The organism is Streptomyces sp. NPDC102437, assembly GCF_044765565.1.
In the GTDB taxonomy this organism is placed as follows: domain Bacteria; phylum Actinomycetota; class Actinomycetes; order Streptomycetales; family Streptomycetaceae; genus Streptomyces.
The window spans coordinates 12184-35538 of sequence record NZ_JBIWKI010000056.1 but is presented as its reverse complement, the minus strand read 5'-3'; the positions used below and the strand labels follow the sequence as shown (position 1 = coordinate 35538).

Genomic DNA, 23355 nt, shown 5'->3' with positions numbered 1-23355 from the left:
CGCATGGTCACGATGGCGAAGACGAAGCCAAGCACGAGCCCGCATCAGCCATTACCAACGCAGAGGACATCACGGAGTGTCGTTGCAGTACTAGTGCTGCCCGAGGTGAACCTGTTGGATCTCGGCGGCCCGGTCCAGGTCTTCTATGCGGCAGCCCGCTTGGGCGGCTGCTACCGGCTGGAGTACGTCGCCGAGACTGGTGGGGTGCGCTCGGCGCAGGGGCTGGAGCTCGCCGGGCTCCAGGCGCTTGCGGCGTCGCAGGCGGGACCGGGTGATCTGGTGCTGGTCCCGGGGCCACGGCTGACTGGATCCGACCGGCTGGTGTCGAGCGCCGCAGTGCGATGGCTGCGGGATGCCTATGACGCGGGGGCGCGGGTGGCGTCGGTGTGCAGCGGTGCCGCGGCCGTGGGAGAGGCGGGGCTGCTGGATGGCCGGTCGTGCACGACGCACTGGTCGCTGACCGGAGCGATGCGCGAGCGGTATCCGGCAGCCCGGGTCCGCGAGGCGGCCCTGTACGTCCACGACGGGCGCATCAGTACCAGCGCGGGCATCTCCTCCGGGATCGACCTTGCGCTGTCTATCGTCGAACGCGACCACGGCCCGGAACTGGCCGCCGCCGTCGCCCGTGAGCTGGTGCTCTATCTACGGCGGGACGGCGATGCTGCCCAGATCAGCCCTTTCCTGCGCTACCGCGACCATGTACAGCCCGCTGTGCACGTGGCCACCGACGTGATGGCGCCGTACCAGGTGTTCCGAGTCGGAGAAGTTGTTCGTCTACACCGTGGCAGCCGAACGCCGCGTCTCCCCGCTCTCCGGCGGTGCCCAACTCCTGCCCGACCACACGTTGGCCGAGGTGGACAGGGGAGCGGTCCCCGAGCCCGATGTGGTGGTCGTGCCCGCGGTGACCGACCCGGCCGACGCCAAGGAGGCGCGGCTGCGTGACTGGATCGTGGAGCGGCACCGCAAGGGTGCCCATGTTCTGGGAGTATGCGCGGGCCGGAGCTGCTGGCGGCCTCCGGCCTGCTGGACGGCCGGAACGCGACCTCCTTCTGGTCCAACATCAGCTCCCTGAAGCGCCAATACCGCAGGTGCACTGGAAGCGCGGCCAGCGATATGTGGAGGACGACCGGGTCACCACCACCGCCGGCGTCACCTCCGGCACGGTCGGAGCCCTGCGGGTCGTGGAGGAACTCGCAGGCAAGGACGAAGCCACCCGAATCGGGAAGGGCCTGTCGTATCCGGGCTGGACTCCGGACGGGCCAACCACGATCCCGGCCAACCACCTCACCCCCGGCGACCTGCCGTACGCGCTGAACGCCGCGTTCCCCTGGCTGCGCTCCACGGTGGGGATCGGCCTGGTCGACGGCGTCGATGAGATCGACGCCGCAGCCGCCTTCGAAGCGTACGGCGGGGTGTCCTTCAGCGCACGTACGGTGGTCCTCGGCAGCCGTGGCACAGTCACCACTCGTCACGGCCTCGTCCTGATCGCCCAGCCGACAGGTTCCAGCTCCCACGGAGTCCACCTGTGGGGCGTAGCGCCGCTCCAGCCAACGGCTGGGCCACCTCCCAGTGAGCTCCGCAGCCGACTCTGACCGTCGACCACCGCCGCGTACCCGAGGCCGCCCAATGGGTGGCGGACCCGGGGCAGGTGGGCGGCCTTGACGTGGGAGTCCCCGCTGCCGGCGACGGGCAGCACCATGACCGGCGTCCGGGTGCCTTCGCCGGTGCTGAACGCGGTGAAAGCGTCGGCGACCGGCTCCACGAGGTCGGCAAGGTCCACGACCGCGCGAATACGGTCGGTTGTGTGAAGGGGAAAGCTGGGCATGGCAATGGTCCTCACTCGGGCAGGGCGTCCAGGGTTCCCCGGGCCACCATGCTCACGTCGCCGCCGACCCGGATGTTGTGCAGCGCGTCGGGGCGCCCCTGCGGCAGGACGGTGAGCCGGCTCGGACGGCCGGTGAAACGCCCCTGCCCCAGGGTGAGCTCCTCCTCGACGGGCACAACGCGGTGCAGAGCGAGGTACGCGCCGACGCAGCCCGCCGCACTGCCGGTCGCGACGTCCTCCAGAACGCCGTCGTTGTTCCAGTGGCGACCTTCCAGCGCCTTGATGTCGAGCACGTACGCGAACTGCGCGCCGTACCGCCCGACGAGCTCCGCGAAGTCGCTGCGGACGATCCTCGCCTCGGCCAGACCCGCCACCACCGGCACGATGAGATAGGGCAGGCCGGTGGAGATGACACACAGGGGAAGATCAGCGAGTACCCGGGGGGGCAGATTCAGCGCCGCGGCGATCTCCGTCCTGTCCTCCGTCGGTACAGTCGCGAGGAATTCCGGCGCTCCCTGGTCGAGTTCCGCGTGGTACCCGGCGGCGGTGCGCCAGGTCGTCACCTCGACCGTCCTGCCGACCAGGCGCAACGTCCGGCGCCGCGGCCCCCGACCGCCGTCACGTTCGTGAAGGACGGCGGCCGCGCCCAGGACCGGATGACCGGCGAAGTCGAGTTCCTCGAAGAGGTCGAATACCCGGGCGGTGACGTCCTGGCTCTCATCATTGCCGCGCAGGAAGATCGTCTCGAAGTGCCGGAGTTCCTGGGTGATCGTGAGCATCTGTGCGGCGGAGAGGCCGGGGTCGTCGGGAAAGACTGCAAGGGAGTTGCCGGTGAACGCCTTGCCGGCAAACACATCGACATGGCGGTAGTGCAGGGGCGTGTGGTCTTCAGAACTGATGCGGTAGTGGCTGGTCACGGCTCGACGCTAGGGCGAGACCGTCCATCTGGTCATGGTCCAATCCCGAGAAAGTGGCCTACGTGAATGGCACGGCACGTCCCGGCGTCACGGTTCCCCCAGCTGCTCGGCAACTGGCGCGCCGGCGACGGACCGCCCGCGCGACGTTTGACCGATGCCGTGGCGAAGGCCATCCGCGACGGTCGGTTCCTCTTGGGGCGCAGCTTCCCGCCGAACGCCTGCTCGCCGGCGAGCTCGGTCTCGCGCGGGGCACCGTGACCTACGAGGCCCAGGGGCTCGCGACCGACAGCGGGCACCTCCTGCTGACCAGCGGCGCCGATGCCGCGCTGAGCCTGCTCAGCGCGGCATACCTGCGGCCGAACAGCAGAGTCGTCCCGGACTCTCCCACCGATCCGGGCGCGCTCGCCCTGTTCCGAGGCGCGCGTGCCCGGTTGGTCTCCCAGGCCCCTCACCTCCACCGGCTGGGACGTCCCCGCCATGGATCGTGCCCTCGCGGCTGCTGGCTGGTCTTCCGTGGTGTTGCTTCCCGGTCCTGCAGGGCGGTCTGTCCCTGTGGCTCGAGCTCCTCGACGCCGGCTCCCGCCGGTTGGCCGACCTGGCGGCCACGCGCAACCTCGCCCTCACGCCGGGCTTCCACTTCTCTCCCGACGGCGCCCTGGACCGCTATCTGCGACTTCCCTTCAAGAGAACCTCGCCGCCCCCGCATCCGCAGCGGCGGCCACCTCGGCTTGTTGTCCGCATCCTCGCTCATCAGGAGGAACGGCTCGCGCAGCCCGTTGGCAGGACGATGAGACTGCCGTCGAGGTTCGAGCCTGCCGTGATCGGCACCCCTGCCGCCATCGCCGAGGCCGCGGTCGCATTGCCCAGGGAGTGGCCGAACATGCGGGTCCTGGAAAGGCCGAGGATGTCGCCGAGTCCATGCGGGGAGCGGTCCCAGGCGGCCCCGTACGAACCGCGACAACTCCTCCAGGCAGCGAGCGTGCCAGCCAGGGTGGGGGTAGTCAGGATCGGTGCAGGTGGGACAGGTGTGCCAGACCTCCGAGGCGGTGCGGTTCACGCAAAGGAGGCGACACGTGTCGGAGGCCTGAAGGCCTTTGTGTCTGCTTGCAGTCGAGTCAGCGGGTGTTGTGGCCGCGCAGTGCGTCCTGGAGCCAACGGCTCCAGGAGAGGGCCGCCGCCGCGTGGTCATCGGTTCGGGGGGCCAGGCGGACACGCGGTCCCACGATCTGGATCGCGGCGATCACCTCACCGCGGAAGTCGCGTACCGGTGCGGCGATCGAGTACAGGCCGGGTTCCGCCTCCTCGTCGATGACGGAGTAGCCGCGCTCGCGGGTCCCCGCGAGGCGGTGGAGAAAGTCGTCGACGCCGGTGGGGGTTTTGGGTCCGTGGCGTACGAAATCGGTGCGGGCGAGGACGGAGGCGACCTCATCGTCTTCGGCGTCGCACAGCAGGGCCTGGCCGCAGTCGCTGCAGTACGCCGGGTATGGCCGCCCGATCCAGGAGCCGATCTGTTTGCTGCCCGGCGGCACCCGTTCCGCAATGGTGACGGTGGCGTCGCCGACGAGTATGCCGAGGTAGCAGCTCTCGCCCGTGTCGGCGGCCAGCCCTTCCAGCGCCGTCTGCCCGTCCGTGCGCAGCCGGTGGGCCGTGAGCTCCTGTGCGTCCGCGTACAGCCGCCAGTGCGGTGCGAGGGTGCGTGACGCGGCGTCGCGCAGGAGGAATTCCTCCTCGGCCATGGCGTTCAGGGCCCGGGACACCTGACTGCGGTCGCGTCCCATGTCGCGGGCCAGGTCGCTGATCGAGACGCCGCGGTGGTTCGCAACCGTACGACCGGTGAGCGCGGACAGCATGTCGAAGCCGCGGCCCACACTCGATTCCATGCGCGGCACTCTACCCGGCGCGGAAACCCCAGCGATGACCTCGGTGATCATCCGGCGAACTTTTTCAAACTGTGCAGTATTCACATCTTGTCGTGCACTTAACGCACGCATAGCATCACGGTCAATCGGAGAAGGGAACTCACACACATGACCACCGCCACGACGGCATCGGCACTCAATGGTGTGTCCGAACGGCCACCCCTTGGGAACATCAAGCTCCGCTCAGTCCGGTCGGTCCGGGTGTACTGGCCGGTCACCCGTGAGACACTCGCCGCCCTGGGAGCGGGCCACACCGAGACGCTGCGCGACGACGCGGCGTTCGGCTCGCTGCTGCAGATCCTGCGTTCTTCACCGTGCGCGGGCGACTTCGGTGTCTACAGCGACGTCTTCGAGGTGGGTGTCGGCGTGGAGGGCTTCACCACGGAGCCGGGCGCCCGGCCGGCCTTCGGCTCCGTCGGCGACAGTTCCCTCTCGCCCACGCTCACTGTCACCGTCCACATCGACGCTCGTACGCCGGACGACGAGGTGTCGCGCGTCCTCGGCCGCATCCTGGATGCCCATCCCTGGGAAGTCCCGGTCGTCGAACTGTCCGCTCCGTTCGACCTCGTCCACCGCGCCTGATTCGACGTCGCCGACCTCAGGCGCTCCTCCCGGCCGCGGCGCGCGGGGCCACCCATTCCCGCGCTCCGCAGGCCCCATCAGTGGCACCACCCCTTCGCCATGCGTTGCCGTCCCCAGCCGCTGCCACCCAAGGACACCTCATATGTCCCTGCCCCTCACGCCGGGAAGCCCCCCGGCGCAGCCGCACACAGCGCCTTCGTCCCCTCATCAGTCCCCCGCACCGCCCGGACCCCCGTCCGACGGGCCCGGCGAGGCACTGCGCCGCTCCATGACCGCGCGCCACCTTGTCATGATCGCGATGGGCGGGGTCATCGGCTCCGGACTGTTCATCAGTTCCGGCTTCACCATCTCCCAGGCCGGCCCTCTCGGTGCCGTGCTCGCCTACCTCGTCGGCGCGTTCGTCGTTTACCTGGTCATGACCTGCCTTGGTGAACTCGCCGTCATCTACCCCGTCTCGGGCTCCTTCCACATCTACGCCGCCCGTTCCATCAGCCCGGCGACCGGATTCGCCACGGCATGGCTGTACTGGCTCACCTGGGCCGTCGCCCTCGGCTCCGAGTTCACCGCCTGCGGTCTGCTGATGCAGCGCTGGTTCCCCTCGATCGGCGTGTGGGTCTGGTGCGTGGTCTTCGCCGCGGTCGTCTTCGCCGTCAATGCTTTCTCGGCACGGGTCTTCGGTGAGACCGAGTACTGGTTCTCGCTGATCAAGGTCGTCGCCGTGGTCGCCCTCATCGTCCTGGGCGGTGCCGCCCTGGCCGGCTTCCACCCGCTCGCCGACAGCGACCAAGCATTCCCGTCCCTCTTCGAGAACTTCACCACCGACGGCGGCCTCTTCCCCCACGGCTTCTCGGGCATCCTGGTCACCGTCCTCGCAGCCTTCTACGCCTTCTCCGGGTCCGAACTCATCGGCGTCGCCGCGGGCGAGACCGCGGACCCTGCCACCGCCGTCCCCAAGGCGCTGCGGGTGACCGTCGTCCGGTTGCTGATCTTCTTCGTCGGTGCCATCACGGTGATCGCCGCGATGATCCCGTACGAGAAGGTCGGTCTCGACGAGAGCCCCTTCGTCACCGTCTTCTCGACCGTCGGCATCCCGTACGCGGCGGACCTGATGAACTTCGTGATCATCACAGCGTTGCTGTCGGCCGGGAACAGCGGACTGTATTCCTGCGCCCGCATGCTGTTCTCCCTGTCGGAGGAAGGACAGGCACCACCGGCACTGCGCCGCCTCAACTCCCGCGGCATCCCCATGACCGCGCTGCTCCTGAGCATGCTGGGCGGCCTCGCCTCCCTGCTCAGCAGCGTGGTCGCGGCGGAGACGGTCTACCTGGTACTCGTCTCCGTGGCAGGCTTCGCCGCCGTCGGCGTCTGGATGTCCATCGTCGCCTCCCAGTTCCTCCACCGTCGGCAGTTCGTCAAGTCCGGCGGAGACATCAGGACCCTGGCCTACCGGACCCCGTTCTACCCAGTCGTGCCGGTACTCGCCTTCACCCTCTGCCTGGCATCGCTTGTCGGCATCGCCTTCGACCCGGCGCAGGTCACAGCCCTGTACTTCGGCATCCCATTCGTCGGAGCCTGCTTCCTCTATTACCGCCTGCGCCACGGGGCCGGGCAGTCGGCCAAGGCGACAAAGTCGGAGACGGAGACGGGATGTTCATGAATCCGACCTGTCTCCTGCTGGACCTCGACGGCACCCTGGTCGACTCGGCGCCGGGCGTCACCGCCAGTGCCGCGGCCGCGCTGCGCAGCGTGGGTGCAGGGGTGCCGGACGAGCCCACCCTGCGCTCCTTCGTCGGACCGCCGATGTACGAGTCCTTCCGATACGTCGTCGGCCTCGATGAGGAGACGGCGCGGCGGGCCCTGCACACCTATCGGGCCGACTACGCGGAGTACGGTGCCCTCGACAGCTCCCTGTTCACGGGCGTTCCGGAGATGCTTGACGCCCTTGCTGGGCTGGGGATGACGATGGGCGTGGCGACGTCGAAGGTCCAGGACCAGGCCGAACGCGTGACCCGGCACCACCGTCTGGAGGCTCGTCTGGCTGCAGTCTGCGGCATCGACGAGTCGGCGGGACGGACCACCAAGCGCCAGGTCATCCGGGTCTGCCTCGCCCGGCTGCGTGCACGTGGGGTCGATGTCTCCAGGCCGCTCATGGTCGGCGACCGGGCGTACGACGTGCAGAGCGCGGCGGCCGAGGGGATCCCCGCCGTCCATGTGCGGTGGGGCTACGGCAGCCGCGAAGAGGCCGCAGGTGCCGTCGCGTCCGTCGCCGAGCCCTCAGAACTGGCCGACCTGCTGACGAACGATCCGACCTGACGGGCCGAGCGTCGGCCTGCAGCCCCGAAGCACCCCTGTCATACCGGCCGGCCGTGCGCGTCGCACGGGTCGGCGCCCCCGCCTACGACACAGAGACAAGGTCGAACAGCACATGGACCGCTTCCCCGAGCCCCGCCTGTGGGCCGCCCTGCGCGAGCTGACCGAGACGTCCGTCCACACGGACCTCACCCACGCCTTCCATCCGGGCCAGCCGCACTTTCCGGCGTTCCCGGACGAGCGCCGCGAGATGCCCTTCGACATGAAGCGCGGCGACGGCTTCAATGTGCACCTCTACACGCTCGTCGGCCAGTGGGGCACCCACGTCGACCCGCCCGTGCACTTCGTGGACGGCGCACGCACGCTGGACAACATCCCCGTCGAGGAGATGCTCCTGCCGCTGGTCATCCTCGACATCTCCGACCGTGTCGAGGCCGATCCTGACTCCGTGCCCACGCTGGACGACGTGACCGCCTGGGAAGGCCGCAACGGCCGCATACCGGCCGGGTCCTTCGTGGCCCTGCGCACGGGCTGGAGCCGCCGCTGGCCGGACCCGTCCGCCATGGCCAACCGGGACGAGGCGGGCCTCAGCCACGCGCCGGGCTGGTCGGGCCCGGTACTGCGCCATCTTTTCGAGGAGGTGGGCGTCACCGCCATCGGTCACGAGCAGACCGACACCGACCCCGGTCTGGCCACCTCGGCAGGTGACTTCAGCCTGGAGCGGTATGTCCTGGAGCGCGACCGGTGGCAGATCGAGCTGATGGCCAACCTCGACCGGGTCCCCGAGGCGGGCGCCCTGATCGTCGCGACCTGGCCGAAGCCGCAGGGAGGTTCCGGCTTCCCGGCCCGGGTGTTCGCCCTCCACGGGGCGGAGTGCACTGTCCGGTGAGACAGCCGGAGCAGTAACCGATGCCCCCCACCCCGGCGGCCAGCAGGCCGCCGGGGTCCTTTCACGACCAGGAGCCGAGACCATGGACGCCGTCGATGAGAAGATCATCGCTGAACTGACCCGCAACGCCCGCATCACCCACGCCGAACTCGGCCAGCGTGTGCAGTTGTCCAGGAACGCCGTGCGCCAACGGGTGGAACGTCTCGAGCGGCAGGGGTACATCTGCGGCTACACCCTAGTCCGCCCGTCCGGCACGGCGGCCGCGGATCTGGTCCGCGCCCATGTGCTCGTCTACCGGAAGGACCGGATGCGCGGCGGGGATGTCCTCGCGGCGATCAGGCGCATCCCCGAAGTCGTCTCCTGCGACGTGCTCAGCGGTGAGTTCGACCTGCTGGTCAGTCTGGAGGCCCGGTCCCTGGAACGCGTAAGGGGCATCTGGGAGCACATGGCCCAGATGCCCGGTGTACGTGACACGGTCACCACTCTCGCACTGTCCCGCGTCGTCGACCGCGGCCGGTCCTGAATCGCAGGGGCGAGGGAGCTGCTGCCCCCGGCGGACCGGCGGGCAGCAGCGGTACGCGGACTGCCCTGGGGGGCCGGCCGCGTGCCATGCCCCAGGGGCTGCGGGCGTCCCGTCAGACGCCCGCCCGGAGCAATTGCTCGGCGCTGTCACGGTCGAGCAGTCCGCTGTCGACGACGACGTCCAGCACGTCGGCACCGGTGGCCAGTGCCTGCCGGGCGGCCTCGGCCGCTGCCGCGTACCCGATGCGAGGTGTCAGCGCCGTCACCACCCCGACAGACCCTGCGGCCTGCCGCGCCAGTCGCTCCTCGTTGGCTGTGATCCCGACCACGCACAGGGTGCGCAGAGTGGCGCAGCCGCGAGTCAGCCAAGCAATGTGCTGGAGCAGCAGGTGGCCGATGAGCGGCTCGAAGGCGTTGAGCTGCAACTGCCCGTTGTCGGCGGCCATAGTGATCGCCACGTCGGCCCCCGCCGTGGCGAAGGCGATCTGGTTGACCAGTTCCGGGATCACCGGGTTGACCTTGCCCGGCATGATCGAGGAGCCGGCCTGGCGCGGCGGCAGGTTGATCTCCCCGAGGCCCGACTGCGGGCCGCTGGACAGCAGCCGCAGATCGCTGCAGATCTTCGACAGCTTCACTGCCGTGCGCTTGAGGACCCCGGACGCCTGGAGGAACACACCAGTGTCGGAGGTTGCTTCGACGAGGTCGGACGCCGCCTTCAGATCCAGCCCGGTCAGTGCCCGCAGATGCCGGACAGCGGCCTGGGCATAACCCGGTGCCGCGGTGACGCCGGTGCCGACCGCGGTGGCGCCGAGGTTGGTCTCGGCGAGCAGCGGAAGCGTTTCGGAGATGCGGGCCGTGTCCTCCGACAGAGTGACGCCGAACGCGGCGAACTCCTGGCCGAGTGTCATCGGGACCGCGTCCTGCAACTGGGTGCGGCCCACCTTCACGACATGCCGGAACTCCCTGCCCTTGGCCGTGAACGCCTCGGACAGGAGGCCGAGTTCAACGGAGAGGTCGGCGAGAGCCGCGCTCACGGCGATCTTCAGGGCCGTCGGGTAGACGTCGTTGGTCGACTGGCATCGGTTGACATCGTCGAGCGGGTGGAGGACGTCGTACCGTCCACGGGCACAACCCAGGCGTTCCAGGGCGAGGTTGGCGATGACCTCGTTGGCGTTCATGTTGGTGCTGGTGCCGGCACCGCCCTGGACGACGTCCACGACGAACTCCTCGTGGTATCGGCCCCGTTCGATTTCGGCGCACGCCTCGGCGATGGCCCGTGCCTTGCGCGGTTCCAGAGCACCGACCTCATCATTGGCCATGGCCGCCGCGTGTTTCACGGCGGCCATGGCCCGCACCAGGTGCGGATGGGAGGCCGCTGAGACACCGCTGATCCGGAAGTTCTCCAGAGCGCGGGCGGTGTGCACGCCCCAGTACGCCGCCTGGGGGATCTCCACCTCGCCCAGAGAGTCGGACTCGATGCGGAAGCCGCTCACCGGCCGTCGCCCGTCCCGTTGAAGCAGACGACCTTGGGCTGGGTCATCTCCTCGTAGGCGAACCGAACCCCCTCACGGCCCATGCTGCCGTACTTGAAGCCGCCGAACGGCATCGCGTCGAAGCGGTAGTCGGAGGAGTCGTTGACCATGACGCCTCCGGCGTCCAGCCGCCGGGCAGCCCCCAGGGCACGGTCCAGCCGGGTGGTGAAGATACCGGCGTGCAGGCTGAACTCGATCTCGTTGGCCCGCTCGACGGCCTCCCCGAACGAGTCGAAGGGCTGGAGGACGACGACCGGCGCGAACGCCTCGTCCTGCCACACCGCAGCGGTGCCCGGGACGTCCTCCAGGACCGTCGGGGCATAGACACTGCCGTCGAGCCGATTGCCGCACAGCAGCGTCGCCCCCTGCTCGAGCGCCGCGTCGACAAGGGCCTTGGCAGCGGCCGCCGAGCCGGCTGTGATCATCGGCCCTACGTCCGTACGCTCGTCCGTCGGGTCGCCCGCCCTCAGCCGCAGTGTTCGCGCGACGAAGGCGTCGCGGAAGGCCGCATACACCTGGCGGGCGACAAGGACCCGTTGGACGCCGATACAGTTCTGTCCGGCCGCCCAGAAGGCACCGGACACACAGCCCTCCACGGCGGCGTCCAGGTCCGCGTCCTCCATGACGATCACGGGCGCGTTGCCGCCGAGATCCATCGCGAGTTTCTTCAGTCCCGCCGAGCGGGCGATCGCCTCACCGGTGCGGAAACCTCCGGTGAAGGACACCATCCGCACGTCGCGCGAAGCAACGAGGGCCGCACCCAGCTCGGGCCCGCCGTTGACGACGGTCACGACCTCCTCGGGAAGACCGGCCTCGACCAGGGTGTCCACCAGGCGCAGCGCCGACAGCGGTGTCAGCGCGGACGGTTTGAGTACCACCGCGTTGCCGCCCGCGACGGCAGGCCCCAGCTTGTGAGCGACCAGGTTCAGCGGGTCGTTGTACGGGGTGATGGCGGCAATGATCCCCAGCGGCTCCCGGGTGAACCACCCCTGGCGGTCCTCGGAGCCCTCGTACGCGTCGAAGGGCACCACCTCACCGGCGTTGCGCCGGGCCTCGGCGGCCGACAGACGCAGGGTATTGACCGCGCGGGCGGCCTCCTTGCGGGCCTGGACGAGGGTCTTCCCCGCCTCACTCACGATCAGCCGGGCGAAAGACTCGGCGCGTTCCTCCACCAGCCGGGCCGCGCCGTCGAGGACCTTGGCCCGGGCGGCCCGCGACATGGCCCGCGCAGTGGTGCGGCCGTCACGGGCCCGCAGCATTACGGCTTCCAGGGCGTCCGCAGCGACGGCACAGACCGAGCCGATCGTCTCGCCGGTGTAGGGGTTGCGCACAGGCGCCATGTCGTCGCCGAGGTGCAGCGCGGTGTTGATCACGGTCTCAGACACGGTTCGTCTCCTCCAGCTCACGTGCACTGTCCACCGGCGCGCCGGCGCGTGCCCCGCCGGTGGCTCCCTGGGTTCGGGTGCCGCGGTCGTTGTGGCTCTCATGGATGCTGATGATGTCCGACAGCAGCGCGTACGCGGTCTCCGTGCGCCCCGCGCCGGGCCCGGAGACCGTGACGGTTCCCAGCAGGTCGGTGTGGAAGGCCACCGCGTTCACCGGACCTGAGACCCCGGCCAGCGGGTGGCTGTCCGGCAGCGCCACGGGGGCGACGCGCGCATCCACGGTGCCGTCGGGGCGCCGGGTCGCCGATCCGACCAGTTTCCAGCGCAGTCCTTCGGCCGCGGCTGCCTCTATGTCCTCGGCGGTGATGCCGGAGATGCCTTCGCAGGGCACGTCGGCGCGCTTCAGTTCCGTGCCCAGCACCTCACCGGCCAGGATCATGACCTTCAGCTGGACGTCATGCCCCTCCACGTCGGCGGTGGGGTCGGCCTCCGCATATCCCAACGCCTGGGCCTCGGCCACCGCGTCGGCGAAGTCCATGCCGCTCTCCAGCCGGCCGAGGATGTAGTTGGACGTGCCGTTCATGACGCCCTCGACGGCCGACACCCGCAGCCCCCCGAACATCCGCCGCGCCGTGCGCAGCACGGGCGTGCCGCTGAGCACTGATCCCTCGCACTCGAAGGCGACGTCATGACGCCGGGCCAGTTCCTTCAGCTCGCGACCGCGCAGTGCCACCGGGCCCTTATTGGTGGTACAGACGTGCTTCCCGGCCTCCAGCGCCCATCGCACGTGCGACAGCGCGGGCTGGCCGTCCTCGGGATTGGTGAAGGTCGCCTCGGCGACGATGTCGGCCGGGACCTCCCGGATCACCCACTCGTTGCGGGGATCAGGGCTGCCGCCCGCCATGCGGGAGAAGTCCAGTTCGCTGGGCGTGGCCGCGAGCAGCGGAGCCAGTTCGATGCCGTCGGCGCGCACCAGCGAACCGGCACGCAGATCGGTGATGGCCACCACGCGCAGACCGAACCCCAGTTCGGCGGCAAGTGCGTCGCCCCGCTCGGTGATCAATTCGGCGAGCGCGCGGTTGACACCGCCGAATCCGATGAGGGCGAGGTCGTATCGGGTCATCTGGTTCTCCTTCACGTGGACCCTGTGCGTGCTGAACAGCGTTGCGCCCGGGGTGGTCATCCAGACCGTGCCGATGCGGCCGAGGCTCATGACGATCCGCTCCTGCGACGAGCGGATCGCTATAGTGCCGACGTGACAGCATTCGGCCCCGACAAGCGATCCGAGCGATCCCAGCAGGGCGATGACCGGCCCGGTCCCGGAGGATCTGGGCCGTCCGGGAGCAGCCGGCCGGGCAGGAGCGACTCCGGGAACTCCACGGCCTCGTCGCTGCGCACCGGCCTGCGCCTCGTCGACGCCGTAGTCGACCGCGAGCGGTCCGGGCGCACCGGGTTCAATGTCAGCAGGCTCGCCGACGAGATGGGCCTGGAGCGCAGCAAGGCCTCACGGATGACGCAGGAGCTGTGCGACAAGGGCTTCCTCGAACGCCGCGAGGACTCCACTCTGCGCGCCGCCCACGAGTTCTTCGCCCTGGCGGCCTCCCTCAACCCCGGTCTGCTGCACAGCAGCCGGGCAATTCTGCGCCGCCTCGCGATCCGGCACGGGGCCAGCGCCCGGCTGTCCGTCCGGGACGGTGTCCTCGTACGTCTGCTGCGTGCCGAGCCCTCGCCCGCCATGGCCGACCAGTGGCTGACCAGGGCGACGCTGGTGACCCCCTGCTGGTGTACGGGCGCGGGCCGCGCACTGTTGTGGGACCACACCGAGGAGGAGATCGCCATGCTGCTGGCGGGTTACGAACTGATCGGAGTCGGCGGCCCCAACGCCGCCCACTCGGCCGCCGAGGTCGCCCGGGCCAACGCACGCGACGCGCCCGGAGGTCTGGTCACCGCGCACGGGGAGTTCGAGCACGGCATCACCGAGTACGCCGCGCCCGTGCGCGACGCCCGGGGACGGGTCTTCGCCGCCGTCGCCGTCCTGGGGCGGCAGAACGACCTCGCCCCGCACGAGGAACTGGTCCGCACCGATCTGACGGCAGCGGCGGCCGAGTTGGGGAACCTGGCCTGACCAGGCCTGCGTAGCAACGGCCTGTCAAAGTCCGCCCGCTCCTGGCCGGTTCTCATTCTCGCCGCCGTGCCCCGCCCGCGATCGGCCGGAACCACGTCGGTTGCAGTTCGTCGGTGCCCCCGGTGCCCCCGATTCGTCCTCCGCGGCCAGTTCACCTTCCTCACGCCTGGTCAGACGCCCTTGCGGGGCCTGCTTGGCCAGCCCGGTGATCCTCGACAGTTCCGCCTTGATGATCCGGCGCGGACTGCCGGCTACCGGCCCGCGTTCCAGCCTCCGGTGCTCGGAGTGGGATGGGAAATGGGCTGGATGGACGGTGCCTCCCCGTGCTTGCATGAGCTTCATGGTGTCTACTGACCGTATAATTGCTTTCGCGGCCATGTCATTCTTGCTGATCATAATTCCCGGTCCCAGTGTGCTGTTCGTGATCGGGCGAGCGTTGGCGCAGGGGCGCCGTGCCGCGCTGACCACGGTTGTGGGGAACACGGTCGGCGCCTACATGCTGATCGTGGCTGTGGCATTCGGGGTGGGGGCGGTGGTGGAACGCTCGGTTCTTGTCTTCACTGTGCTCAAGCTGGTGGGTGCCGCCTACTTGGTGTTCCTCGGCGTCAAGGCATGGCGCGAGCGCGGGTCGTTGCAGCCGACGGTCACTGGGGTGGGAGTCGCGCAGGGTGGTCTGCGGACGTTTTGGGAGGGGTTCGCGGTCGGGGTGACCAATCCGAAGACGATCGTGTTCTTCGCCGCTGTGTTGCCGCAGTTCGTTGACCGCAGTCAGGGGCATGTCGCGGTGCAGATGCTGCTGTTGGGCCTGGTCTTCAACATCATCGCTGTGGCGTCCGACATGGCGTGGGGGATGGTCGCGGCCACTGCCCGGGACTGGTTCGCGCGCTCGCCGCAGCGGCTTTCTTTGGTGGGCGGGATCGGCGGGCTCGCCATGATCGGCCTGGGAGTCACCGTCGCTGCGACGGGGCGCAAGGACTGATCCGTTTCGGCCGGTCACAGGGCTGGAACTAGCTCTCAGAACGAGCGCGTGCTCGCTGCCGTGCGCGGGTGTCGGCCTTCATCTGCGGCCCACGCCTCCCCCGCGAGGGCCCACCGCGCAAAGCTGCTCCGCCCGTCACGGATGCGCACCTCGTCAACCCACTGGTCGAGGCCGTCGCCCATCGAGTCGCGAGCGGGCTGCTACCCCGCGGCCTGGACTCTTTCGGCCTGCATACCCTTCTGCCCCTGGACCGCCTCGAAGGTGACCGCCTGGCCTTCCTTCAGGGACTTGAAATCCATGCCCTTCGATCGCACGGAAGTGGACGAAGAGATCAGGACCGGTCTCCGGGGTGATGAAGCCGTAGCCCTTCTCGTCGTTGAACCACTTCTCGGTGCCGTTCTGGCGCTCGGCCCTATCTCCTCCTGATCGTGTACGGGTGAAACGCATCCCAGCTGCGAGTGCCCCGCAAGCAGGCCGAGCACCTGGAGACGACAGATGCGCTGTCGGGTCGTCAGGATGTTGCTGACCGGCCCGTGGTGGTCAAGCTCGGCACCTGGCTCGGCAACACCCGCAAACGCCACACCGACCTTCGTCAGCAAGCATCAAAGGAGGCTGGGCAGGAGGAGTGCTGCGTCTCCGCGGTCTCCCTCGTCCTGCGGCTCGTGGATGCCTCCTGACCGGCCCAGAGGCGTCGGGGTGGAAGCCCCGCCGGTATGCGGACGGCACCAGGTTCCCGAGGGCCGACGGTGTACTTTTGTTCCGATATTTCTCAAATCCTCAGCGTGCTCGACACGAGCCACGGCCTGCCCCGGTACGGTCGTTCCGCTCTGCCAGGATTCCGTCCCGGAAAGGCTCAGACGCTGAACTTTGCACTCGCAGAAGCACTCTCTGTCGCCTTGCTCCTGGCGGTGCTGGCCTGCGCGGTGATCCGGCCGTGGGGCTGGCCGGAGGCGGTCGTGGCTGTCCCCGCTGCCGGGGTGGTCATCGCCACCGGCGCGATCTCGCTCGACCACGCGGCGGCCGAGGCCGCCCAGCTGGGCCCGGTGATCGGCTTCCTCGCGGCCGTCCTGGTCCTGGCCCAGCTGTGCGACGACGAGGGTCTGTTCCACGCGTGCGGCGCCTGGATGGCCCGCCGGGCGGCCGGCCGCCCCCGCCGCCTGCTGGTCCTCGTGTTCGTGGCTGCCTCACTGATCACCGCAGTGCTCAGCCTGGACGCCACGGTGGTGCTGCTGACTCCGGTGGTGTTCGCCACCGCCGCCCGCCTCGGCGCCCGCGCCAAACCGCACGTCTACGCCTGCACCCACCTGTCGAACACCGCCTCGCTGCTGCTCCCGGTCTCGAACCTGACCAACTTGCTGGCGTTCGCCGCCAGTGGCCTGAGCTTCACCCGCTTCGCCGCGTTGATGGCGCTGCCCTGGCTGGTGGCCATCGGTGTCGAGTACATGGTGATCCGCCGCTTCTTCGCCACTGACCTGGACGCGGGCACCGAGGCCCCGCCCGCCGACGAGCCCCGCGAACTGCCTCTGTTCGCCCTGCTCACAGTGGCGGGCACCCTGGCGGGCTTTGTCCTGACCTCGGCGGTCGGCATCAACCCGGCCTGGGCGGCGGCCGCGGGCGCGGCCGTCCTGGCGGCCCGCGCCCTGGCCCAGCGCCGCACCACCCCCACGGCGATCGTCCGGGCCGCGGCCCTGCCGTTCTGCGCCTTCGTCCTGGCCCTGGGCATCGTGGTCCGGGCCGTGGTCGACAACGGCCTCGCGGACGTACTGGGCCACCTGGTGCCCGGCGGCACCGGTCTCCCGGCCCTCCTCGCCATCGCGGCACTGGCTGCCGTACTGGCGAACGTCATCAACAACCTGCCTGCCGTCCTGGTCCTGCTGCCCCTGACCACCCCCACCGGCCCGGGCGCCGTCCTCGCCGTCCTCCTCGGCGTGAACATCGGCCCGAACCTCACCTACGCCGGCTCGCTGGCCACCCTGCTGTGGCGGCGCATCGTACGCGAACACGACACCGACGTAGGCCTCGGCGAGTTCACCCGGCTCGGCCTGCTCGCCGTGCCCGCCGCCCTGCTGCTCTCCGTGGTGGCACTGTGGGGCTCACTCCAAACCATCGGAGGCTGAACACCGTGACCGTCATCGTCTGGATCGTCGAGGGCACCTGGCCCGCCTGCGTCGACGCCGCCCGCACCCACACGCCTGCCAACGCTGACCTGGTGCTGCTCCACATCACCGGACACGAGGTGCCGGGCGCCGCGCACGGCGCCTACGCCGGGCTGCTGGGCCGCGCACGCCCCGACCGCGACCCCGGCACCGCGGTGGAACACCTGGCCGCTGCCTCAGCCGAACATCTCCTGACCAGAGCGGCCGAGCGGCTGGGACGGCCGTGTGCCCGGCAAGAACGCTCGGGCAGCGTCGAACGAGAAGTCGTGGCCGCCGCCGAAGGCGCCGACCTGCTCATTCTCGCCCGCGACGGCGACCGCACCCACCTCGGACCCCGCAGCCTCGGCCCCGCCAGCCGCTTCATCGTCGACCACGCCCCCTGCCCCGTCCTGCTGGTCTGGCCGGAGACCGCACCCAGCACGGCCACCATCCCGCCGCCACCCCACCGGCCGCAGTCTCCAGGCCGCCACCCCGATCGGTGAAAGACACGGCGCGGAGCCGCTGCGGATGCCGTACGACTACGTCACCCCCGATGACTGGGCCCGACCGGATTCCCGCTCGGGACATGGCCCGCGGACCAGCGGAGGTTCCCGCCAGAAGTCGGGGCATCTCGATCCGGGGCGGGTGAAGCAGCTGGACGGGTCGGGATGGTGTGGTCGCACCACGTTTCCCGTGCCTCGCAACTGCGCACCGGCAACGCGCCCCGGCCAAACCGCAACACCCCTGGGCCAGACCCCAGCCCTCACCCCGGCGTTACTTGCGGAGGATGCGGCGGAGTTCGTCCACGATCGCGGTGGCGCGGTGGTCGGGCCCCGCTTCCATGAGGTTGGTCAGGAAAGCGAATCCGACCTGGTGTGTCGTGTCTGCAAAGGCGACCTGCCCGCCGGCGCCGTCGTGTCCGAAGGAGGCGGGCCCGAGGAATTCGCGGGCGAGGGAGGGAAGCTGGAATCCCATGCCCCACCGCGCGAAGGGGGGTTGTCCGCCGAATATCGGGGTGCCTTCGGTCTGCGGTCGCGTGGCGTCAGTGACCGTGCCGGCATCCAGCAGCCGCACTCCGTCGGTCTCCACCACGGTGGATGACCAGATCGAGGCCAGCGCCCGGGCCGATGCGATGCCGCCCGCTCCCGGCAGCTCCGCCGCTTGGATACGGGGGTCGTTGAAGCCGCCGGTGGCGTCGACGAGTTCCGGCGGGAACGCGTTTCCGAGGGTCATGGCCCGCTCGGTCCAGTCGATCTCGCCGGCAACGCGCGCCGCTGCCTGTTGAGCAACGAGCGCGGTGAGGCTCGTTGCGGCCCGCAGATGGGCGACCTGGTGCCGCGCCCCGCGGGGGAGGCCGATCCACGCGTCGGCCTGCAGCGGTGCGGCGATGAGTTCGTCGAAGTACTGGCCGACCGTTTTGCCGGTGATCCGGCGGATGACCTCACCGGCGAGCCAGCCGTGGGTGAGGGCGTGATACGCGTGGCCCTGGCTGGTGGTCCACAGTGGTTGCTGGGCTGCCAGGCGACCCGTGACGACGTCCCAGTCGATGACGTCCTCGACGTTCAGGAGATCGCGTGGTGCCGAGAGCCCGGACCGGTGGGCGAGAAGATCGGCGACCGTGATCTCTTCTTTCCCTTCGGCGGCGAACTCGGGCCAGTAGGTCGCGACGGGAGCCTGGTAGTCCAGGAGTCCGTCCTGCACGAGACGTGCCGCGAGGATGGAGACAAGGCCCTTGGTGCAGGAGAAGATGACGCTGGTGGTGTCCTTCGTCCAGGGCGAGCGGTCGCGCGGGTCGGCAATCCCGCCCCACAGGTCAACGACTGTCTCGCCGGCCAGCCGGACACAAAGTGCCGCGCCCATGGCGTCATGGCCGGTGAAAGCGGTGGAGAAGGCTTCCGCGAGGGGCGCGAAGCCTGGTGCGGTGCTGCCCTCGATGCGGGTGCTCATTCCGGGGTGCCTTTGCTCTGGAGGGCCAAGGGGGCGATGCCGTGCCGCTCCGCTGACCAGCTCACGTGGATGGGGTCGGATATCGAGCCGGCGAACCTGTCGTCGACAGTGGAGTTGTCGAAGGCGAGCATCACGGTTCTGCCGGTCCGGTCTTCGATGAGGCGCCCGCTGTAGAGGGAATCCTCGACGACCAACGTGGCGTCCTCCACCGGGTAAGGGCCCAGGACCGCAGCGGCTGGAACGCTCCAGACACCTCCGACCTGGCCGGCTCTGCGCCGTGCGGCGGACAGTCGTGGAGTGTCGCAGGACAACAGCAGTACGGACTCGCCGTCGACGGTCGTGATCTGGGGGACCTCCAGGTGGGCGAAGCCGGCGCCCACGCGGCTGAGCGGTGGCCGGACGGTCCATGCCTGAAGATCCGGTGATGTCGCGTGCCCGATCACGCCCCGGTCGTCGTCAGCACCGTGGTTGGCCCGGGCCGTGATGAGCATGTGCCAGCCGTCACCGGCCGGGTCCGGGAAGACCCAGGGATCGCGCCATGCCTCCTCCGGCCAGCTGGAGTCTCCCAGCCTCTCGTACCAGCGCCCGTCCGCCTCGATGAGCGGCCCGGGCTGTTTCGTCCAGGTGTGCAAGTCCGTGGAGGTGGCCACGCCGATGGTTTCGACGTTGCCCCCGGCGTCGAGGAAACGGGCTCCGGTGTAGAACATCCGCCAGACGCCGTCGGGTCCGCGGAGCACGCTGCCCGTCCACGTGGCGGTCTCGTCGAAAGTGCCGGGCTGTCCGGGGCCGAAGACCGGTCCGTGGTCCTGCCAGCCGACCAGATCGACGGAGGTGGCGTGCCCGATCCGGGCGTTGCGATGGCGCAGCTCCGGGTCGCCCAGGTTCTTGGGTGCGTGGAGGTAGAACAGGTGGAAGGTGTCGCCGTCATCGGCGAACCAGAAGTCCCACACCCAGGCGTGGTCGAGGTGAAATGTCATGCATTGTCCTTGTGGCTGCGGCTGTCGTCGCGAACAGTCCGGACCGATGAGGGAGACGGAGGAGGTGCGCTTCAGCCTTTGACCGCGCCCTGGAGAAGCGCCTTGATGAACTGGCGCTGGAAAATGACGTAGATCACGATCGTCGGCAGCATGATGATCAGCGCGCCCGCGAACAGCAGGGGGAGCTGGTTGAGGTACTGCCCCTGGAACGCTCCCAGGGCTCCGGCCATGGTGCGTTTGTCGGGATCGTCGACCAGGACCAGGGGGAGGAGGAACTGGTTCCAGGTCCACAGGAACAGCAGGATGGCCAGGGCGGAGAGGGCGGGCATGGCCAGTGGGATCTGGATGCGGCGGATCTCCTGGAAGGTGCTCGCCCCGTCGATGCGGGCCGCTTCGGAGAGTTCGGTGGGCACGCCGACGAAGTGCGCACGCATCCAGACGACACTGAAGGGCATGTAGAGCCCGATCAGCGGAAGGATGATCGCCCACTGGGTGTTGAGCAGTCCCATGGCGCTGATCTCGTAGTAGATCGGGATGATGATCGCTTCGAAGGGAATGGTCAGTCCCAGCAGGAGCAGGACGAACACGAATCTCCCGCCGGGAATTCGCAGGTTGCCCAGGGCGTAGCCGGCCAGCGTCGACAGGAGCAGGCTGAGCGGTACGACGCCGAGGATGATCAGGGTGCTGGAGCCGAGGAGTTCCCAGACATGCGCGGTCTGGAAGGCGACGACGAAGTTGCCCCACTGGGGATCGCTGGGCCAGGAGAACCCGTCAGGGATGCGATCCGCGGGCTGCAGGGCTCCGGAGAGCATCCCGGCGAGCGGCAGCAGAGTGAGGATCAGCACGAGGACGAGGACGACACGTCCGATGACCGCTTCCGTCTTGTTGACAACCATCAGTCCCGTTCCCTTCCCAGCAGTTGAATCGGCAGCACTGCCAGGAGGACGAGTGCGAGGAGGATGATGCCGAAGGCGGACGCCAGGCCGACCTCGCTCTGGGTGAAGGCGAGCCGGAAGATCGAGATGCCGGGGACGAGCGTGCTGGTTCCCGGGCCGCCCTTGGTGGTGGTGTAGATGATGTCGAAGCTGCTCAGCGCGGCGATGACAGTGATGGTGACCAGCACCACGATCTCCTGCCGCAGCCCGGGAAGGGTGACGGTCACGAATTCTCGCCACCAGCCCGCCCCGTCGAGGCGTGCCGCCTCGTAGAGGGAGGCGTCGATCTTTCCGATGCCGGTGAGCAGCAGGATGGTGCACAGCCCGGTCAGTACCCAGGAGCCGATGAGGCCGACGGCGGGCAGAGCGGTCCCGAAGCCCGCCAGCCAGGACCGCGAGAGGAAGCCCAGGCCGACGGAGTCGAGCATGGTGTTGATCGTGCCGGTCTGCGCGTACATCCACGACCAGGCAATACCGGCGGCCACCAGCGGGATGATCTGCGGAAGGAACAGCACCGTGCGGGCGACCGTGGCGAAGGGACCGGGCCGCATCGTGCGGATCAGGGTCGCCAGGGCCAGGCCGCTGGCCACCGGGATCACCGTGAAGAAGACGATGAGGACCAGCGCGTTGACGATCGAGATCAACAGCTCCGGATCGGTGAAGACCCGGACGTAGTTGTCGACGCCGACCCAGGTCGACGCGCCGATGCCGTTCCAGCGGTAGAACGAGTACTGCACGGCCGTGATCAACGGGTAGACCACGAAGGCGCAGAAGAACGCCAGTGCCGGCAGGACGAAGAGCCAGCCGATGACACTCCGGTGGCGGGCCGCCCTTCGTACGGAGGGCCGGCCGGCCCGACCGGAGGACCTTCCGACGCCCGCAGCATGAGCGCCCACGTCGGGTTGCCGCAGTGCCGCGGCCGGCTTCGGGTCCTCATGCTTACGGACATCGTCGACCATCAGCCCGCCAGCTCCTTGGCGTAGTACTCCTGGATCGCCGCCACGAAAGCCTTGGGTTCCATGCGCCGGGTCAGCAGCTTCTGCTCGTCCGGCTGGAAGGCGCCCGCGTAGATGCCCGCCGTGGTGTTGGCCATGAAGTCGACGAACCCGTCATCGGATCCGACCTTCGCCGACGCCGTGAGGGCCTGCGCGATCAGCGAACCGTCCTTCACCTTGGGCAGCTCCTGCGAGGGATCTCCCCCCGGGGAGGCGCCCGTGACATCGACCACGATCTGACGGGCCTTGGGGTCGGTGTGGATCCAGTCCAGGAAGAACGCCGCCGCATCGGCATGCTTCGCTTTGGCCGGGATGGCGAAGGAGTTCGCGGCGCCCATCGCCACGTGCGAACCACCGGCGGTGGCCGGAGGCACCAGGACGAACCGGGCCGCGCCTTCCCCCATCGCCTTGTCCGTCTTCGCGGCGTCCCAGTTTCCGTCGAACATCAACAGACCCTTGCCCGCCTGGAAGTTGGACACCATCGTCGTGTAGTTGATCGCGTTCACGTCGGAGGGGAAGTAGCCCGCGTCGGCCCACTTCTTGAAGGTCGTGGCGCCCTTGAGGCTGGCCTCGGTATCGAAGGTGGCACCGGGCTTGTTGAACATCCAGTTCACCAGGTCCGCCTTGTCCCCGTACTGGTTGATCAGCGACTGGAGCGCGAACGTGCCCACACCGTCCTGCATTCCGATCTGCACAGGAAGGATCTCGGCCGCCTTGGCCTTGGCCATCCACCGCTCCAGCTCCGCGATGGTCGATGGCGCACCGGAGAGCCCCAACTGCTTGGCGTACTTCTGGTTCACATAGATGCCCGTGACGCTGTAGCCCAGGCCCATCTGGTACAGGGAGCCCTCGCCCCTGACTCCCTCGGCGCTCATCCGGGACGCGGCCAGCTGGCCGGCGGAGAACTTGTCCCACCCGTAGCCCTTGAAATACGGGTCGAGGTTGGTCAGGAGCCCGTCCTTGACGGTGTCCCCCATGGTGGGAAGCCGGATGAGGTCGGGCGCGTCGGCGCCGGCCAGGAGGCGTGGCGCGTTGGCGGTGAGGTTGGCGAAGCTGTCCCGGACGACCTTGAAGGTGATGTTCGGGTGCTGCTTGGTGAATTCGTCGGCCAGGTTGTCGGTGACGGGGAATCCCGCTTCGTCCTGGATCTTGATCGTGATCTTTTCGGACGGGAGCTTCAGGCTCACCTTGCCCGATGCGGTCGGGCTCGCTTCCTGGGATCCCGGCGCACACCCGGCAAGGACAAGCCCGCTCACGGCGACCGCGGCCGCGACGGCCGGCCTCCAGCTCATGAGTGATACGGCTCTGCGTCCCTCACCGGGGCGGTTCGACTTGTGTGCCATGTACAAGACTCCGTTGTCTGAGCGTGCTCCGTGGAAGT

At 69.1% G+C, this 23355-nt stretch carries 22 protein-coding genes and 2 pseudogenes; 13 read left to right on the top strand and 11 right to left on the bottom strand.

What is annotated here, in order from left to right; translation table 11 throughout:
• Window positions 1-3: 3 nt before the first annotated feature.
• From ACIRJP_RS37425 to ACIRJP_RS37415, 3 genes and pseudogenes are all read left to right on the top strand, one after another.
• A pseudogene (locus tag ACIRJP_RS37425) lies at window positions 4-528 on the top strand (DJ-1/PfpI family protein); the annotation flags it as partial.
• 253 nt (window positions 529-781) lie between these two features.
• Window positions 782-1072 (top strand): hypothetical protein, encoded by a 291-nt coding sequence (locus ACIRJP_RS37420; RefSeq protein WP_404184486.1) that lies wholly within the window; start codon window positions 782-784, stop codon window positions 1070-1072.
• A 16-nt stretch (window positions 1073-1088) separates the two neighbouring features.
• Window positions 1089-1592 carry a hypothetical protein gene (locus tag ACIRJP_RS37415; protein WP_404184477.1) on the top strand — a complete coding sequence of 168 codons (504 nt, stop codon included), beginning with the start codon at window positions 1089-1091 and terminating at the stop codon, window positions 1590-1592.
• 244 nt (window positions 1593-1836) lie between these two features.
• Here ACIRJP_RS37415 and ACIRJP_RS37410 read toward each other — a convergent pair whose 3' ends face one another.
• Together ACIRJP_RS37410 and ACIRJP_RS37405 are read right to left on the bottom strand one after the other, a co-directional pair.
• Window positions 1837-2742 (bottom strand): PhzF family phenazine biosynthesis protein, encoded by a 906-nt coding sequence (locus ACIRJP_RS37410; protein ID WP_404184474.1) that lies wholly within the window; start codon window positions 2740-2742, stop codon window positions 1837-1839.
• A gap of 1115 nt (window positions 2743-3857) precedes the next feature.
• Window positions 3858-4622, bottom strand: coding sequence for an IclR family transcriptional regulator (locus tag ACIRJP_RS37405; RefSeq protein ID WP_404184471.1), 765 nt, complete (start codon window positions 4620-4622; stop codon window positions 3858-3860).
• A 147-nt stretch (window positions 4623-4769) separates the two neighbouring features.
• Here ACIRJP_RS37405 and ACIRJP_RS37400 point away from each other — a divergent pair, with 147 nt between their 5' ends.
• The 5 genes from ACIRJP_RS37400 (at window position 4770) to ACIRJP_RS37380 (ending at window position 8965) form a co-directional block, all read left to right on the top strand.
• On the top strand, window positions 4770-5243 hold the full coding sequence (locus tag ACIRJP_RS37400; RefSeq protein WP_404184468.1) for a hypothetical protein: 474 nt from the start codon (window positions 4770-4772) through the stop codon (window positions 5241-5243).
• Between the two features lie 268 nt (window positions 5244-5511).
• Window positions 5512-6900, top strand: coding sequence for an amino acid permease (locus ACIRJP_RS37395; protein ID WP_404184465.1), 1389 nt, complete (start codon window positions 5512-5514; stop codon window positions 6898-6900).
• On the top strand, window positions 6897-7556 hold the full coding sequence (locus tag ACIRJP_RS37390) for an HAD hydrolase-like protein (protein ID WP_404184462.1): 660 nt from the start codon (window positions 6897-6899) through the stop codon (window positions 7554-7556). The genes ACIRJP_RS37395 and ACIRJP_RS37390 overlap by 4 nt, the downstream gene beginning before the upstream one ends.
• Window positions 7557-7668: 112 nt before the next feature.
• Window positions 7669-8442, top strand: a complete 774-nt coding sequence (locus ACIRJP_RS37385; RefSeq protein ID WP_404184459.1) for a cyclase family protein — start codon at window positions 7669-7671, stop codon at window positions 8440-8442.
• A gap of 82 nt (window positions 8443-8524) precedes the next feature.
• Window positions 8525-8965, top strand: a complete 441-nt coding sequence (locus ACIRJP_RS37380; protein ID WP_404184456.1) for an Lrp/AsnC family transcriptional regulator — start codon at window positions 8525-8527, stop codon at window positions 8963-8965.
• A gap of 112 nt (window positions 8966-9077) precedes the next feature.
• Here ACIRJP_RS37380 and ACIRJP_RS37375 read toward each other — a convergent pair whose 3' ends face one another.
• The 3 genes from ACIRJP_RS37375 to ACIRJP_RS37365 are packed head-to-tail and all read right to left on the bottom strand — an operon-like array spanning window position 9078 to window position 13094.
• Window positions 9078-10457 (bottom strand): aspartate ammonia-lyase, encoded by a 1380-nt coding sequence (locus ACIRJP_RS37375; protein ID WP_404184453.1) that lies wholly within the window; start codon window positions 10455-10457, stop codon window positions 9078-9080.
• Window positions 10454-11881 carry an aldehyde dehydrogenase family protein gene (locus ACIRJP_RS37370; RefSeq protein ID WP_404184450.1) on the bottom strand — a complete coding sequence of 476 codons (1428 nt, stop codon included), beginning with the start codon at window positions 11879-11881 and terminating at the stop codon, window positions 10454-10456. Before ACIRJP_RS37370 ends, ACIRJP_RS37375 begins: the two co-directional genes overlap by 4 nt.
• On the bottom strand, window positions 11874-13094 hold the full coding sequence (locus tag ACIRJP_RS37365; protein WP_404184447.1) for a homoserine dehydrogenase: 1221 nt from the start codon (window positions 13092-13094) through the stop codon (window positions 11874-11876). Before ACIRJP_RS37365 ends, ACIRJP_RS37370 begins: the two co-directional genes overlap by 8 nt.
• A gap of 42 nt (window positions 13095-13136) precedes the next feature.
• On the opposite strand from ACIRJP_RS37365, the gene ACIRJP_RS37360 reads away from it, so the two are divergent.
• The gene (locus tag ACIRJP_RS37360) at window positions 13137-14006 is read left to right on the top strand and encodes an IclR family transcriptional regulator (protein WP_404184444.1); all 870 of its coding nucleotides are present in this window, start codon (window positions 13137-13139) and stop codon (window positions 14004-14006) included.
• Window positions 14007-14346: 340 nt separating this feature from the next.
• Window positions 14347-14985 carry a LysE family translocator gene (locus ACIRJP_RS37355; RefSeq protein ID WP_404184483.1) on the top strand — a complete coding sequence of 213 codons (639 nt, stop codon included), beginning with the start codon at window positions 14347-14349 and terminating at the stop codon, window positions 14983-14985.
• 200 nt (window positions 14986-15185) lie between these two features.
• Here ACIRJP_RS37355 and ACIRJP_RS37350 read toward each other — a convergent pair.
• A pseudogene (locus ACIRJP_RS37350) lies at window positions 15186-15432 on the bottom strand (cold-shock protein).
• A gap of 11 nt (window positions 15433-15443) precedes the next feature.
• Between ACIRJP_RS37350 and ACIRJP_RS37345 the strand changes: the two are divergent.
• The 3 genes from ACIRJP_RS37345 to ACIRJP_RS37335 all read left to right on the top strand — a co-directional run bounded on the left by ACIRJP_RS37345 (window position 15444) and on the right by ACIRJP_RS37335 (window position 17623).
• Window positions 15444-15662, top strand: a complete 219-nt coding sequence (locus ACIRJP_RS37345; RefSeq protein WP_404184441.1) for a hypothetical protein — start codon at window positions 15444-15446, stop codon at window positions 15660-15662.
• A 183-nt stretch (window positions 15663-15845) separates the two neighbouring features.
• The gene (locus ACIRJP_RS37340) at window positions 15846-17102 is read left to right on the top strand and encodes an SLC13 family permease (protein ID WP_404184480.1); all 1257 of its coding nucleotides are present in this window, start codon (window positions 15846-15848) and stop codon (window positions 17100-17102) included.
• Between the two features lie 5 nt (window positions 17103-17107).
• Window positions 17108-17623: a universal stress protein gene (locus ACIRJP_RS37335; RefSeq protein ID WP_404184438.1), complete on the top strand. Its 516-nt coding sequence runs from the start codon at window positions 17108-17110 to the stop codon at window positions 17621-17623.
• A gap of 271 nt (window positions 17624-17894) precedes the next feature.
• On the opposite strand, the gene ACIRJP_RS37330 is transcribed toward ACIRJP_RS37335, so the two are convergent.
• From ACIRJP_RS37330 to ACIRJP_RS37310, 5 genes are all read right to left on the bottom strand, one after another.
• A complete protein-coding gene (locus ACIRJP_RS37330) occupies window positions 17895-19067 on the bottom strand; it encodes a serine hydrolase domain-containing protein (RefSeq protein WP_404184435.1) in 1173 nt (390 codons plus the stop codon).
• A complete protein-coding gene (locus tag ACIRJP_RS37325) occupies window positions 19064-20044 on the bottom strand; it encodes a glycosyl hydrolase family 32 (protein WP_404184432.1) in 981 nt (326 codons plus the stop codon). The genes ACIRJP_RS37330 and ACIRJP_RS37325 overlap by 4 nt, the downstream gene beginning before the upstream one ends.
• Before the next feature lie 71 nt (window positions 20045-20115).
• On the bottom strand, window positions 20116-20940 hold the full coding sequence (locus ACIRJP_RS37320; RefSeq protein WP_404184429.1) for a carbohydrate ABC transporter permease: 825 nt from the start codon (window positions 20938-20940) through the stop codon (window positions 20116-20118).
• Window positions 20940-21938, bottom strand: a complete 999-nt coding sequence (locus ACIRJP_RS37315; RefSeq protein WP_404184426.1) for a carbohydrate ABC transporter permease — start codon at window positions 21936-21938, stop codon at window positions 20940-20942. Before ACIRJP_RS37315 ends, ACIRJP_RS37320 begins: the two co-directional genes overlap by 1 nt.
• Window positions 21938-23266, bottom strand: coding sequence for an ABC transporter substrate-binding protein (locus ACIRJP_RS37310; RefSeq protein WP_404184423.1), 1329 nt, complete (start codon window positions 23264-23266; stop codon window positions 21938-21940). Before ACIRJP_RS37310 ends, ACIRJP_RS37315 begins: the two co-directional genes overlap by 1 nt.
• Window positions 23267-23355: the final 89 nt, after the last annotated feature.

Excerpts from the sequence above, each read along its gene's own strand:
- ACIRJP_RS37405 (WP_404184471.1), bottom strand. The coding sequence starts at position 4,622 with ATGGAATCGAGTGTGGGCCGCGGCTTCGACATGCTGTCCGCGCTCACC.
- ACIRJP_RS37400 (WP_404184468.1), top strand. The coding sequence starts at position 4,770 with ATGACCACCGCCACGACGGCATCGGCACTCAATGGTGTGTCCGAACGG.
- ACIRJP_RS37395 (WP_404184465.1), top strand. The coding sequence starts at position 5,512 with ATGACCGCGCGCCACCTTGTCATGATCGCGATGGGCGGGGTCATCGGC.
- ACIRJP_RS37390 (WP_404184462.1), top strand. The coding sequence starts at position 6,897 with ATGAATCCGACCTGTCTCCTGCTGGACCTCGACGGCACCCTGGTCGAC.
- ACIRJP_RS37385 (WP_404184459.1), top strand. The coding sequence starts at position 7,669 with ATGGACCGCTTCCCCGAGCCCCGCCTGTGGGCCGCCCTGCGCGAGCTG.
- ACIRJP_RS37380 (WP_404184456.1), top strand. The coding sequence starts at position 8,525 with ATGGACGCCGTCGATGAGAAGATCATCGCTGAACTGACCCGCAACGCC.
- ACIRJP_RS37365 (WP_404184447.1), bottom strand. The coding sequence starts at position 13,094 with ATGAGCCTCGGCCGCATCGGCACGGTCTGGATGACCACCCCGGGCGCA.
- ACIRJP_RS37355 (WP_404184483.1), top strand. The coding sequence starts at position 14,347 with ATGGTGTCTACTGACCGTATAATTGCTTTCGCGGCCATGTCATTCTTG.
- ACIRJP_RS37330 (WP_404184435.1), bottom strand. The coding sequence starts at position 19,067 with ATGAGCACCCGCATCGAGGGCAGCACCGCACCAGGCTTCGCGCCCCTC.
- ACIRJP_RS37325 (WP_404184432.1), bottom strand. The coding sequence starts at position 20,044 with ATGACATTTCACCTCGACCACGCCTGGGTGTGGGACTTCTGGTTCGCC.
- ACIRJP_RS37320 (WP_404184429.1), bottom strand. The coding sequence starts at position 20,940 with ATGGTTGTCAACAAGACGGAAGCGGTCATCGGACGTGTCGTCCTCGTC.
- ACIRJP_RS37315 (WP_404184426.1), bottom strand. The coding sequence starts at position 21,938 with ATGGTCGACGATGTCCGTAAGCATGAGGACCCGAAGCCGGCCGCGGCA.
- ACIRJP_RS37310 (WP_404184423.1), bottom strand. The coding sequence starts at position 23,266 with ATGAGCTGGAGGCCGGCCGTCGCGGCCGCGGTCGCCGTGAGCGGGCTT.